We start from the raw sequence: 12,363 nt of genomic DNA on the forward strand, positions 1-12,363 counted from the left end.
ACATGAAGGAGAAGGTCGATCCCTATCTGCGGCCGCTCTACGACGCGCTTTACGACATGATGCCGGCCGACAAGGTCGAGCGGGCAATTGCCGCCGAAGTGATCGAGATCGCGCCGCTGGCCTTCATGCGAGGCCGCACGCTGGCGCATGCCGCCGTCATCCTCGATGAGGCGCAGAACACCACGCCGATGCAGATGAAGATGTTCCTGACTCGCCTCGGCGAGAACTCGCGCATGATCGTCACCGGCGATCCGACCCAGATCGACCTGCCGCAAAACACCAAATCCGGCCTGGTCGAAGCGCTCAGGATCCTCGACGGCGTCACCGGCATGGTGACGGTGCGCTTCAACGAAGGCGACGTCGTCAGGCACCCGCTGGTCGCCGAGATCGTCAAGGCCTACGACCGCGACGGCAAGCTGGCCCGGGGCCTGGGCACCGAAGGCTGATGTGAAGATACGGCCATATGGCTGAGGACAAAAAGTCTGTAGGCGGGGATCTTCCGGTTCCCGTCGATATCGACATAGCGGTCGAAGCGGGCGACTGGCCGGATGAGGCCGCGCTGACGCGGCTGGTCGATCGCGCCGTTGCCGCTGCGTTTGCCGAAACCGGCGTGGCCGGCCGTTCCGAGCTCAGCATCGTCTTTTCTGACGATGCCCATATCCGCAGCCTCAATGCCGGCTGGCGCGGCAAGGACAAACCGACCAACGTCCTGTCTTTCCCGGCTTTTCCGCTCGCCAAGAGCGGTCCGCTGCCGCCCATGCTGGGCGACATCGTGTTGGCCGCCGAGACGGTCGTGCGGGAAGCCACACTGGAAGACAAGCCTATCGACAACCATATCACCCATCTCGTCATTCACGGCCTGCTGCATTTGCTGGGCTACGATCACGAGACCGACGTCGAGGCCGAGGTAATGGAAGCTGTCGAACGCGCAGCACTTGCGAGGCTTGCCATTCCCGATCCCTACGCGTAACTAAAAAGATCAAATGACCGGACGACGATGAACGACAAACCAGAGACTGCCGCCCGCCCAGACGCCGGCAGTGCGACCAAGCCATCCGAACAGACGGAAGAGGGCTCTAGTCCGAGTACCACGACCGGCAGCTTCGCCAGCGAGCCATCGCCTGCCGGTCCTTCTCTGTTCGATCGCGTGCTCGGCCTGTTCAGGCAACGCAACGGCACCAGCCTGCGTGAGGAGATCGCCGACGCGCTTGCCGAAACCGCGAGCGATGCCGGCGCCTTTTCACCCGGCGAACGGGCCATGCTCAACAACATCCTGCGCTTGCGCGAGGTGCGCGTCGAGGACGTCATGGTGCCGCGCGCCGACATCGAAGCGGTCGAGATCACGACGAACCTCGGCGATCTTCTGGGACTGTTCGAGCAGTCCGGCCATTCCCGCATGCCGGTCTATTCGGAGACGCTCGACGACCCACGCGGCATGGTCCACATCCGCGACGTGCTCGCTCACATCACCAAGATCGCCCGCGTCAGGAAGGGCAGGACGACCAGGAAAGCCGCCGCCACCACGCTTCTCGATCTTGCCAAGGTCGATCTCGCGCGCACCATCGGCGACCTGAACCTGATCCGCCCGGTGCTTTTCGTGCCGCCGTCGATGCTCGCCTCCGATCTCATGGGGCGGATGCAGGCGATGCGCACCCAGATGGCGCTGGTCATCGACGAATATGGCGGCACCGATGGTCTGGCCTCGCTCGAGGATATCGTCGAGATGGTGGTCGGCGACATCGAGGACGAGCATGACGAGGACGAGCCGATGATCACCCAGACCGGCGAGGGCGTGTTCGTCGTCGATGGCAAGGCCGAGATCGACGAAGTCACCAAGATGATCGGCGAGGATTTCGCCGCTGGGGAGCATGGCGAATATGTCGATACGATCGGCGGCATGATCTTCAACACGCTTGGCCGTGTCCCGGCCCGCGGCGAAGTGGTGCAGGCCATACCTGGTTTCGAATTCCTTGTGCTCGATGCCGATCCGCGCCGCGTCAAGCGCGTGCGTATCGTGGAGACCCAAAAGGGCGAGCGCCGCCGACGCGCGGTGCGCGCCGAGCAGGCTTGAAAGACGCCGCCTCGCCCGATGGCTGTCGACGGTCCGTTCAAGCACTCAACCTTGGGCTCTGATCCGGCGAACTTCTGCATGGGTGGCAAGCGGCCATTTGCCGAGCCGTCTCAACACGCTGTAGCGAAAACTTGTCCCGCGCCGTGCTATACTGACCAAGCCGACCTGCACTGCACCGCAGTCAGGGAATGCCTCGCGGCGCGGACACCTGCGGGAGTCGCCAGTCCGGATCAGAAAATAAAATGACAGGGTGGATGACATGTCCCTCGACGCTAATGATTTCGCTCAAGCAGTTGAAAAATACCACCTCGCTCTTGATGAGTTCATGAAAGGAAACCCCGCGCCTGCGAAGATGCTCTTCTCTCAACGAGATGATGTAACACTGGGCAATCCCTTTGGCCCTTTCGCGCATGGACGGAAGCAGGTCGTTGAGACGATGGAGCAAGCGGCATCGAATTATAGGGACGGCGACGCTACCGGCTTCGAGAACATAGCGACATGTGTGACGTCTGAGCTGGCATACCTCGTCGAAGTAGAGCGGCTCAGGTCCAAGGTAGGCGGTCGGAGCGATGTCACGCCTCTTGCGTTACGCGTGACGAGCGTCTTTCGCCCAGAAGATGGTCTCTGGAAGATTGTGCATCGTCATGCCGATCCGATAACGACGGCTCAGCCGGCCAATTCGGTACTCCGCCGATAGGCGCGGTTGTGGTTTGGGGAAGCGGTCGATATCGCAAACCGTTGCTGCGGCAACGCGGCTATTCTTCATTCAGTTCTCGGCGAAGGTTGGCCCGCGTCATCGGGCTCGTAGCATCGGACGTCCGCAAGGAGTCGCGAGCCGAAATTCAATCCGGCACGCTGACTGGTGGCCGTTTGGAGCGTGGACTGCGGCCTGATAAATCTTGCTGCGTGATTCGCACGACTCGGAAGCATCGATGAAGCGCCTGGCCGGCCGGATAATTCTGCTGTGGGGCTGGCGCCGCGCGCTTGTGGCGTTTCTTGCCGGGGCGCTGGCGGTTCTTGCCCAGGCGCCGTACGATTTCTTCGCCGTCTGTTTCGTTTCGTTCCCGCTGCTGGTCTGGCTCCTCGACGGCGCGACCGGCGAAGCCTCCGATGGCTGGATCCGGCGTTTGCGGCCTGCTTTCGCCATCGGCTGGTGGTTCGGCTTCGGCTATTTTCTCGCCGGCCTGTGGTGGATAGGCACGGCACTTCTGGTCGAGGCCGACAGTTTCGCCTGGGCGCTTCCCTTCGCAGTGGTCGGAATTCCGCTGGCGCTCGCTTTTTTCTACGGCTTCGCGACCGCGGTTGCCCGGTTGCTGTGGAGCAACGACATCGGCCGCATCGCTGCCCTTGCCTTTGGCTTTGCCCTGGCGGAATGGCTGCGCGACTTTCTGTTCACCGGCTTTCCCTGGAATGCCGTCGGCTACGCGGCGATGCCGGTGCCCTTACTGATGCAGAGCGTGTCGGTGACCGGTATGGTCGGCATGAACACGCTGACGGTTTTCGTCTTTGCGTTGCCGGCCCTGCTTGCGGCGCGCCGGCATGTCCGCCTTGGAGGTGCACTGCTTGTCGGTCTCGTCGCGGCCCATGTCGGCTTCGGCTATATCAGGCTTGCTGCCAAGGCCGAGCCCGCAACCCGCGCAATCGATGTCCGCATCGTGCAGCCGGCCGTCGACCTCAGCGAGAAGTGGGACGCTTCGGTGCCCGACCGGATCTTCGCCACGCTGATGGGACTTTCGGCCAAGGCGGCGGAGACTGGCCATGACAAGCCGCAGTTGATCCTGTGGCCGGAGACCTCCGTGCCGTTTTTTTTCGCCCAGCGTCCCGATGCGCTGACCGCGCTGGGCGAGATGCTTGGCGACGGTCAGATGCTGATCGCCGGTGTTGTCCGGGAGGAAGGCGGCTCGGCGGCAAATGCCGACAGGCGGTACTACAATTCGGTGGTGGCGATCGACGACAAGGGTGAAATCGTCGATGCCGTCGACAAGGTTCATCTGGTGCCCTTCGGCGAATATCTGCCTTTTGCCGACCTGCTTGGCCGCGTCGGGCTCAAACAGCTCGTCGCCGGGCCGATGACCTACGCGGCGGGCAATGAGCGGCATCCGATCGCTCTGCCCGGCGGCGTCCGCGCGCTTCCGTTCATTTGCTATGAAGTGATCTTTCCCGATCTGGTGGCGATTGACGCTACGTCAGCTGGGCTTATTGTGAATGTCACGAACGACGCGTGGTTCGGTGACACGCCGGGTCCATACCAGCATTTCAGGCAGGCGCAGATTCGCGCCGTGGAGAACGGGGTGCCCTTGTTGCGCGCAGCCAATAACGGCATCTCCGCTGTAGTCGATCCGCGCGGACGCATCCTCGATGCGTTGGCGATCGACGCACGCGGAGCCATCGATGTCCATGTGCCGATTTCCAACCAAGCCATCATTTCTTCCAGCCAAAGACGCATTAACGGACTGCTGATCATGTTGCTGTTTGGTCTGGCCGCCTTCACCTTGAATGTAAGGCAAAGGCTACGGGTGAATTGACAGTCGACACATTAGAAACTCATACTGTAACCGCCTGATATTTCTCGAAGTCGGTACGTCGTTCTGTTGGGGCAGTGGCCGCCGGCTTCGTTTGGGCAGAAAAAAACACAAAGCCGGAAAAATTCGGCGAGGAAAAAATGACAGAAGAGAACAAGAAGAAGCCGAATCCTATCGACATCCATGTCGGAAGTCGCATCAGGCTTCGCCGCAACATGTTGGGAATGAGCCAGGAGAAGCTGGGCGAGAACCTCGGCATAACGTTTCAGCAGATACAGAAATACGAGAAGGGTACCAATCGCGTCGGCGCCAGCCGTTTGCAGGCAATAGCCTCGATACTCGGTGTTCCTGTCGCTTTCTTTTTCGAGGACGCGCCGGGCCAGGAGGCCGTGGGCAACCGAGGATTTGCCGAAGATCCGTCAATGGCTTTTGCCGTCGAATTCTGCGGCAGTCCTGAAGGTCTTCAACTCAACCGGGCCTTCGTCAAGATCGCCGACGTGAAGATACGCCGCAAGGTCATCGAGCTGGTGAAGGCCCTTTCAACCGACGAGGTCGATTGACTGGGCCGATTGATTTGCGCTGATTGAGTTGCCAGGCAGTTTAAAAGCCGGCGAGGGATGTCGTAGCCGGGCAGGCAAATTCTCGCGTTCTCGCTGATCGCGGAATTTACATCCTGTAGGCAGGCCGGAGAGGAAATCGATTTTGCTCGACGCCCATACTCAAAGTTGCTTTTCATCCAACGTGTTGGAGCTAAGCTCGCTGGCGGCATCCTGCCGCCGGTCACAGTGGTGCAAGATAAAAGCGCGATTTTTATGCCAGAATGGCCGCGCCGCTTGACGAGCGCCGCCCGGCACAGCTAACACGTGGCGCGCCAATCGGCAGCGTGCCGATATTTTTTCAAGAGGGGACACCCGTGACGCGGCAAAACTATCTATTCACCTCGGAATCCGTTGGCGAGGGTCATCCCGACAAAGTTTGCGATCGTATCTCCGACGAGATCGTCGATCTGGTCTATCGCGAGGCCAGAAAGACCGGCATGGACCCCTGGAAGGTCCGCGTCGCCTGCGAAACGCTGGCGACCACGAATCGCGTCGTCATTGCCGGCGAGGTGCGCGTCCCCGAGACCCTGCTCAAGAAGGACAAGGCCGGCAACATCCTGATGGATGCCGCCGGTCATCCGCTCGTCAATCCGGCGAAGTTCAAGTCGGCCGCCCGCAAGGCGATCCGCGAAATCGGCTATGAACAGGCCGGTTTCCACTGGAAGACGGCAAAGATCGAGGTTCTGCTGCACGGCCAGTCCCCGGATATCGGCCAGGGCGTCGACAATGCCTCCGACCGGCAAGGCGAGGAAGGGGCCGGCGACCAGGGCATCATGTTCGGCTATGCCTGCCGCGAGACACCGGATCTGATGCCGGCGCCGATCTACTACAGCCATAAGATCCTCGAACTGCTGGCCACCGCGCGCCATGAGGGCAACGGCGACGCCGGCCGGCTCGGGCCGGACGCCAAGAGCCAAGTCACCGTCCGCTATGTCGACGGCAAGGCGGCGGAAGTGACGCAGATTGTGCTGTCCACCCAGCATCTCGACGCCAGCTGGGATTCGAAGAAGGTCCGCAGCGTCGTCGAACCTTATATCCGCGAGGCGCTGGGCGAGTTGAAGATCGCCGACAGCTGCAACTGGTACATCAACCCGACGGGCAAGTTCGTCATCGGCGGACCCGACGGCGACGCCGGCCTGACCGGCCGCAAGATCATCGTCGATACTTACGGTGGTGCTGCGCCTCACGGTGGCGGTGCTTTTTCCGGCAAGGACACCACCAAGGTCGACCGTTCCGCGGCCTATGCGGCACGCTACCTCGCCAAGAACGTGGTGGCGGCCAAGCTCGCCGATCGCTGCACCATCCAGCTTTCCTATGCCATTGGCGTCGCCCAGCCGCTGTCGGTCTATGTCGACCTGCATGGCACCGGCAAAGTTGATGAGGCGAAGCTCGAGCAGGCGCTGCGCACCGTGATGGACCTGTCGCCGTCCGGCATTCGCCGTCACCTCGATCTCAACAAGCCGATTTACGCCAAGACGTCGTCTTATGGCCATTTCGGCCGCAAGGCCGGCCGCGACGGGTCCTTCTCCTGGGAAAAGACCGACCTCGCCAAGGCGCTCAAGGATGCACTCGCCGAAGCGCCCGCCGAAGCAGTCGCGGCCTAGCTGCGGCGTCCATAGATCCAAAGACATGGATCCGAAAGACCGGCCAAGCCGTGCGACCGAAGCATTTTTCGGTCGCCGGCGCGGCAAGGCCATCCGTCCGCAGCAGGCGGCGGCACTGGAAAGCGGCTTCCGCACCTACCGGCTCGATCTGACGGCCGGACCGCCGGCCGAGCTGCGCAGCCTGTTCCAAGCCGATGTCTGCGCCATCCAGCTCGAAATTGGTTTCGGTGGCGGCGAGCATCTGCTGCATCGGGCGACGGCAGCTCCTGAGACCGGTTTTGTCGGCGTCGAGCCTTTCGTCAACGGCATGGCCAAGATGATGATGGCGGTCAGGGAACGGCCGCTTGCCAATCTTCGGGTCTATGACGACGACGCTACCCGCCTGCTCGACTGGCTCCCGCAAGCCTCGCTCGACGGCATCGACCTGCTCTATCCCGATCCCTGGCCGAAGAAGAAACACTGGAAGCGCCGTTTCGTCAGTCCGGTCAATCTCGACCGTTTCGCGCGCATCCTGAAGTCAGGCGGAAAATTCCGCTTTGCGTCCGATATCGATAGCTATGTGAACTGGACGCTGCTGCACTGCCGGGCGCATGATGCGTTTGAATGGCAGGCTGAAGAGGCAGCCGACTGGCATCGACCCTATGAGGGGTGGCCGGGTACGCGCTACGAAGCGAAGGCCATTCGCGAAGGACGGCGGCCGGCCTATCTTACTTTCGTTCGAAGATAGGCGACCAAGTTAAGCAGCGCGCACCGCGCGCTTTGCCGTCGACGAGGACTAAGATGTCCTCGTCCCTGCGTCTCCGGTCCTAGAAGCGGCCGATCTTGTCGAAGGCGGCCGGATCGACGCCGAGATTGCGCAGATCGCGCGCACGCGGCTTGCGGCCGGCTTCGACGGCCTGCGACGCGGCGACGGCGCTGCCGAACACGGTGAAGAAATCGCCGATGGCCGAGAAAACCTTGCGGTTGGTCATGATTATGCCCTTTCGCCCGCTGCGATACGTGATTGAATTTGTGCAGCGCAACATAGATAGGCGCGTGTTGCCCGATGTCACAGGGACGTTGCCGCATGGCCGCCATGCGTCCCACGCAACGCTGCCGCCTCCGGCACTTTTGTCCTACCCGCATCCGGGCCCCGCATCCGGGCTTGAAACGACGGCCGCGATCGTCTATATCAAGCTCAAATTCTTGGTCGGTATGACGAAGAGTGGGTCCACCCGGTCCCGCTCTTTTTTGTTACCTTCCGACCGCCAATGAAGCGACAGGAATAGAATGACTGCAACGGCAACCGACAGCGACGACCGCATCATCCGCGAAAGCGGCATCGATGCTCGCGTCGCGCTGATCGTGCAGCCGGTGCTGCGTGCCATCGGCTTTCGCCTTGTCAGGGTGCATCTGACGGGCCAGAACGGGCTGACGCTGCAGATCATGGCCGAGCGCGAGGACGGCACCATGACCGTCGAGGATTGCGAAGAGGTCAGCCGGGCGGTGTCGCCGGCCCTCGATGTCGATGATCCGATCGAAAAGGCGTATCATCTCGAAGTGTCGTCGCCGGGTATCGACCGGCCGCTGGTCCGCAAGTCGGATTTCGTGACCTGGACGGGCCACCTGGTGAAGATGGAAACCTCGGTCCTTGTCGCCGACCGCAAGCGCTTCAAGGGCAAGATCGCCGAGAGCGACGCGGACGGCGTGCTGATCGAGCGCGACAAGGCGGCCTATGGCGAGGAGCCGACGGTGCGCGTGCCCTATGATGCGATTGCCGAAGCGCGGCTGATCCTGACCGACGACCTTATCCGCGACGCACTGTCGAAGGACAACAGGGCGCGCAAGGAAGCCAAGAAGCGCCGCGGCGAACCCGAAGACGCGCCAGAGGGCGTAGCGGGCGCGGAAGATGAAACCGAACAGGAAATGTGATTGGGCTGCCGGGCGCAAAGGCTCGGCAACAAGCTCGGGAGAAAAAAGATGGTTGTAAGCGCCAACAGGCTTGAACTGCTGCAGATCGCCGACGCGGTCGCGCGTGAAAAGTCGATCGACAAGTCGATCGTCATCGCCGCCATGGCCGATGCGATCCAGAAGGCTGCGCGCTCGCGCTATGGCCAGGAAACCAACATCCGCGCCGACATCAATCCGAACACCGGCGAGATGAAGCTGCAGCGGCTGATGGAAGTGGTCGAGAAAGTTGACGACTATGCGACGCAGATCGCCATTTCCTCGGCGCGCGAGCGCAATCCCGACGCCCAGCTCGGCGATTTCATTGCCGAACAGCTGCCGCCGATGGATTTCGGCCGCATCGCGGCGCAGTCGGCCAAGCAGGTCATCGTGCAGAAGGTGCGCGAGGCCGAGCGTGACCGCCAGTATGACGAATACAAGGACCGCATCGGCGAGATCGTCAACGGCACCGTCAAGCGCGTCGAATACGGCAACGTCATCGTCGATCTCGGCCGCGGCGAGGCGATCATCCGCCGTGACGAGCTGATCCCGCGCGAAAACTACAAATATGGCGACCGCGTCCGCGCCTATGTCTATGACGTGCGCCGCGAGCAGCGCGGTCCGCAGATCTTCCTGTCGCGCACCCATCCGCAGTTCATGGCGAAGCTGTTCACCATGGAAGTGCCGGAAATCTACGACGGCATCATCGAGATCAAGTCGGTCGCCCGCGATCCGGGTTCGCGTGCCAAGATCGCCGTCATCTCGCGGGACAGTTCCATCGATCCGGTCGGCGCCTGCGTCGGCATGCGCGGCAGCCGCGTTCAGGCGGTGGTCGGCGAATTGCAGGGCGAGAAGATCGACATCATTCCGTGGTCGCCTTCGGCCGCTTCCTTCATCGTCAATGCGCTGCAGCCGGCGGAAGTCGCCAAGGTCGTGCTCGACGAGGACGCCGAACGCATCGAGGTCGTGGTGCCGGACGACCAGCTGTCGCTGGCCATCGGCCGCCGTGGCCAGAACGTCCGGCTTGCCTCGCAGCTCACCGGCTGGGATATCGACATCCTGACCGAGCAGGAAGAGAGCGAGCGCCGCCAGAAGGAGTTCGTCGAACGCTCGGCGCTGTTCATGGATGCGCTCAACGTCGACGAGATGGTCGGCCAGGTGCTCGCCTCCGAAGGCTTTACCAGCGTCGAGGAAGTCGCCTATGTCGATGCCGACGAGATCGCGTCGATCGACGGCTTCGACGAGGACACCGCGTCGGAAATCCAGGCCCGCGCCCGCGAGTATCTGGAGAAGATCGAAGCCGAGCATGACGAGAAGCGCAAGGCGCTGGGCGTCGAGGACGAGCTGCGTGAGATCCCTGGCGTGACCACCGCCATGATGGTGACGCTCGGCGAGGACGGCGTGAAGACGATCGAGGATTTCGCCGGCTATGCGGCCGATGACCTGACCGGCTGGAAGGAACGCAAGGACGGCGAGACGAAGGTTTTCCCGGGTGTGCTCGCCAGTCACGGTGTGTCGCGCGCCGATGCCGAGCAGATGGTTCTGGCTGCCCGCCTCAAGGCCGGCTGGATCACCGAAGACGAGCTTGCAGCCGAAGACGTGCCGGCTGACGAAGCCGTTGGTGCGTGAGGTGAAACCGCATCGCACACAACCCGCCCTTGGACGAGATGAACGATCGCACTTGCATCGTCACGCGCAGACAGGCCGAACCGGATGAACTGATCCGTTTCGTCATCGGCCCGGATTCGGCCGTCGTTCCGGATATCAAGAAAAACCTGCCCGGCCGCGGTTGCTGGGTGACGGCCGACCGCCTACATATCGACAAGGCGGCAGCGAAAAACCTGTTCGCTCGCGCCTTCAAGGCGCAGGTGACCGTGCCGACCGATCTCGGCGGCATGGTCGACGGGCTGCTTTCCAGATACGCTCTGGGCATGCTCGGTCTTGCCCGCAAGGCAGGCGCGATCGCGCTCGGCGCCACCAAGGTTGAGAGCGCGGTGCGTGGTGGGCTGGCGCTTTTCGTGTTGCATGCGACCGAGGCGTCAGATGACGGCGTCCGCAAGATTAGCCAGGCGCGACGGGCAACCGTCCATCTTGGTGGCCCCGCCATCCTTGCCTACAAACTTTTCTCCGAGGCCGAGTTGAGCTTGGCATTGGGGGGTACAAATGTGATACATGCTGCCGTTCTCGCGGGAGACGCGGGCAGGGCGGTCCAGAAGCGCATGGTTGCGCTCGACCGGTATCGGGGCGGTTCCCCGGACGATCTGGCAATGCTTGCGGCCGTTGCTGACGAAGATGATGCCGCAGAGGATATGGAATGAGCGATACGAAATCGGGCGACGACAAGACGTTGAGTGTGACGCCGAAGAAGACCTTGACGCTGAAGCGCCCCGGTACGGAACAGGGCACCGTGCGCCAGAGCTTCTCGCATGGCCGCACCAAGGCGGTCGTGGTCGAGACCAAGAAGCGCAAGTTCTCGCTGCCCGGCGACAAGCCGGAGCCGGCTGCTGCCGCTGTGTCCGTCTTCACGCCGAAGCCGCCGGTCGCGGCAGCGCCCGTTGTGCAGGAAGCGCCCAAGGCGCCGCCGCCTCCGCCGCCTGTCGAACGCGGCGGCATGGTTCTGAACGAATTGTCGCGCAATGAGATGGAGGCGCGCCGCCGGGCCCTTGAGGGTTCGAAGGTGCGTGACGTCGAGGATCGCCAGCGCGCCATCGACGAGGCCAAGCGCCGCGCCGAGGATGAAGAGCGGCGCCGTCGCGAGCGCGAGGAATCCGCGCGCCGCCAGGCCGAGGAAGAAGCAAGGCTGCAGGCCGAGGCCGAGTCTCGCCGGCGTGCCGAGGAAGAGGCGCGTCGCCGCGCGCCGCTTGCCGCCGAACTGGCGACAGTCGACGATGAGGACATCAAGCCGAAGCGGACCGGCGCCGGTGCCCCGGTGCGCCGTCCGGTCACGCCCGAAGTGGCGCGTCCGGCCAAGCCGACCAAGGGCGAGGAAGATCGCCGCCGCGGCAAGCTGACGCTGAATGCCGCACTTTCCGATGAGGATGCGCGTGCGCGTTCGCTGTCGTCGATGCGTCGGCGCCAGGAGAAATTCAAGCGCGCGCTGCATAACGAACCGCGCGAGAAAGTCATGCGCGAAGTGATACTGCCCGAAACCATCACCATCCAGGAACTGGCGCAGCGCATGTCCGAGCGCGCCGTCGATGTGGTCAAGTTCTTCATGAAACAGGGCCAGATCCTGAAGCCGGGCGACGTCATCGACGCCGATACGGCCGAGCTGGTCGCCACCGAATTCGGCCACACGGTTCGCCGCGTCGCCGAGTCCGACATCGAAGAAGGCCTGTTCAACATCGCCGATCGCCCAGAAGATCTGGAATCGCGGCCGCCGGTGGTAACGATCATGGGCCATGTCGATCACGGCAAGACGTCGCTGCTCGATGCCATCCGCAATGCCAATGTCGTGTCCGGCGAGGCCGGCGGCATCACCCAGCATATCGGCGCCTATCAGGTCGAGAAGAACGGTCACAAGATCACCTTCATCGATACGCCCGGCCACGCCGCCTTCACGGCGATGCGCGCCCGTGGCGCCCAGGCGACAGACATCGCCATCCTCGTGGTGGCGGCCGACGACAGCGTGATGCCGCAGA

General features: G+C 62.6%; 13 protein-coding genes. 12 read left to right on the forward strand and 1 reads right to left on the reverse strand.

Going from position 1 to position 12,363, the window contains the following annotated elements:
- The 8 genes from E5W87_RS10560 to E5W87_RS10595 all read left to right on the forward strand — a co-directional run.
- Window positions 1–446, forward strand: a 446-nt coding sequence (locus E5W87_RS10560; protein WP_292396742.1) for a PhoH family protein, incomplete at its 5' end; no start/stop codon positions are given.
- Between the two features lie 17 nt (window positions 447–463).
- Complete coding sequence (gene ybeY / locus E5W87_RS10565; RefSeq protein WP_292396744.1) at window positions 464–970, forward strand: rRNA maturation RNase YbeY; 507 nt, start codon at window positions 464–466, stop codon at window positions 968–970.
- 27 nt (window positions 971–997) lie between these two features.
- Window positions 998–2,071 (forward strand): hemolysin family protein, encoded by a 1,074-nt coding sequence (locus E5W87_RS10570; protein WP_095487854.1) that lies wholly within the window; start codon window positions 998–1,000, stop codon window positions 2,069–2,071.
- Between the two features lie 259 nt (window positions 2,072–2,330).
- Window positions 2,331–2,768, forward strand: a complete 438-nt coding sequence (locus E5W87_RS10575; protein WP_292396746.1) for a nuclear transport factor 2 family protein — start codon at window positions 2,331–2,333, stop codon at window positions 2,766–2,768.
- 235 nt (window positions 2,769–3,003) lie between these two features.
- Window positions 3,004–4,596 (forward strand): apolipoprotein N-acyltransferase, encoded by a 1,593-nt coding sequence (gene lnt / locus E5W87_RS10580; protein WP_292396749.1) that lies wholly within the window; start codon window positions 3,004–3,006, stop codon window positions 4,594–4,596.
- Between the two features lie 137 nt (window positions 4,597–4,733).
- Window positions 4,734–5,153, forward strand: a complete 420-nt coding sequence (locus E5W87_RS10585; RefSeq protein WP_292396793.1) for a helix-turn-helix transcriptional regulator — start codon at window positions 4,734–4,736, stop codon at window positions 5,151–5,153.
- A gap of 353 nt (window positions 5,154–5,506) precedes the next feature.
- Window positions 5,507–6,796 carry a methionine adenosyltransferase gene (metK, locus tag E5W87_RS10590; RefSeq protein WP_292396751.1) on the forward strand — a complete coding sequence of 430 codons (1,290 nt, stop codon included), beginning with the start codon at window positions 5,507–5,509 and terminating at the stop codon, window positions 6,794–6,796.
- Window positions 6,797–6,821: 25 nt separating this feature from the next.
- Complete coding sequence (locus E5W87_RS10595) at window positions 6,822–7,523, forward strand: tRNA (guanosine(46)-N(7))-methyltransferase TrmB (protein WP_292396753.1); 702 nt, start codon at window positions 6,822–6,824, stop codon at window positions 7,521–7,523.
- 79 nt (window positions 7,524–7,602) lie between these two features.
- Here E5W87_RS10595 and E5W87_RS10600 read toward each other — a convergent pair whose 3' ends face one another.
- Window positions 7,603–7,767, reverse strand: a complete 165-nt coding sequence (locus E5W87_RS10600) for a hypothetical protein (protein ID WP_292396755.1) — start codon at window positions 7,765–7,767, stop codon at window positions 7,603–7,605.
- A gap of 298 nt (window positions 7,768–8,065) precedes the next feature.
- Between E5W87_RS10600 and rimP the strand changes: the two genes are divergently transcribed.
- The 4 genes from rimP to E5W87_RS10620 form a co-directional block, all read left to right on the forward strand.
- Complete coding sequence (rimP, locus tag E5W87_RS10605; protein WP_292396757.1) at window positions 8,066–8,707, forward strand: ribosome maturation factor RimP; 642 nt, start codon at window positions 8,066–8,068, stop codon at window positions 8,705–8,707.
- A gap of 48 nt (window positions 8,708–8,755) precedes the next feature.
- Complete coding sequence (gene nusA, locus E5W87_RS10610; RefSeq protein WP_128243336.1) at window positions 8,756–10,351, forward strand: transcription termination factor NusA; 1,596 nt, start codon at window positions 8,756–8,758, stop codon at window positions 10,349–10,351.
- A gap of 38 nt (window positions 10,352–10,389) precedes the next feature.
- Window positions 10,390–11,040 carry an RNA-binding protein gene (locus E5W87_RS10615; RefSeq protein ID WP_292396759.1) on the forward strand — a complete coding sequence of 217 codons (651 nt, stop codon included), beginning with the start codon at window positions 10,390–10,392 and terminating at the stop codon, window positions 11,038–11,040.
- A partial coding sequence (locus tag E5W87_RS10620; RefSeq protein WP_292396761.1) for a translation initiation factor IF-2 N-terminal domain-containing protein occupies window positions 11,037–12,363 on the forward strand: 1,327 nt, incomplete at its 3' end. The genes E5W87_RS10615 and E5W87_RS10620, both read left to right, overlap by 4 nt.

Source organism: Mesorhizobium sp., assembly GCF_004962925.1.
Taxonomy (GTDB): Bacteria; Pseudomonadota; Alphaproteobacteria; order Rhizobiales; family Rhizobiaceae; genus Mesorhizobium.

What these genes read in the sequence shown, in the direction of transcription:
- E5W87_RS10615 (WP_292396759.1), top strand. Translation starts at nt 10,390, where the DNA reads ATGAACGATCGCACTTGCATCGTCACGCGCAGACAGGCCGAACCGGAT.
- E5W87_RS10595 (WP_292396753.1), top strand. Translation starts at nt 6,822, where the DNA reads ATGGATCCGAAAGACCGGCCAAGCCGTGCGACCGAAGCATTTTTCGGT.
- ybeY (WP_292396744.1), top strand. Translation starts at nt 464, where the DNA reads ATGGCTGAGGACAAAAAGTCTGTAGGCGGGGATCTTCCGGTTCCCGTC.
- E5W87_RS10570 (WP_095487854.1), top strand. Translation starts at nt 998, where the DNA reads ATGAACGACAAACCAGAGACTGCCGCCCGCCCAGACGCCGGCAGTGCG.
- E5W87_RS10575 (WP_292396746.1), top strand. Translation starts at nt 2,331, where the DNA reads ATGTCCCTCGACGCTAATGATTTCGCTCAAGCAGTTGAAAAATACCAC.
- nusA (WP_128243336.1), top strand. Translation starts at nt 8,756, where the DNA reads ATGGTTGTAAGCGCCAACAGGCTTGAACTGCTGCAGATCGCCGACGCG.
- rimP (WP_292396757.1), top strand. Translation starts at nt 8,066, where the DNA reads ATGACTGCAACGGCAACCGACAGCGACGACCGCATCATCCGCGAAAGC.
- E5W87_RS10600 (WP_292396755.1), bottom strand. Translation starts at nt 7,767, where the DNA reads ATGACCAACCGCAAGGTTTTCTCGGCCATCGGCGATTTCTTCACCGTG.
- lnt (WP_292396749.1), top strand. Translation starts at nt 3,004, where the DNA reads ATGAAGCGCCTGGCCGGCCGGATAATTCTGCTGTGGGGCTGGCGCCGC.
- E5W87_RS10585 (WP_292396793.1), top strand. Translation starts at nt 4,734, where the DNA reads ATGACAGAAGAGAACAAGAAGAAGCCGAATCCTATCGACATCCATGTC.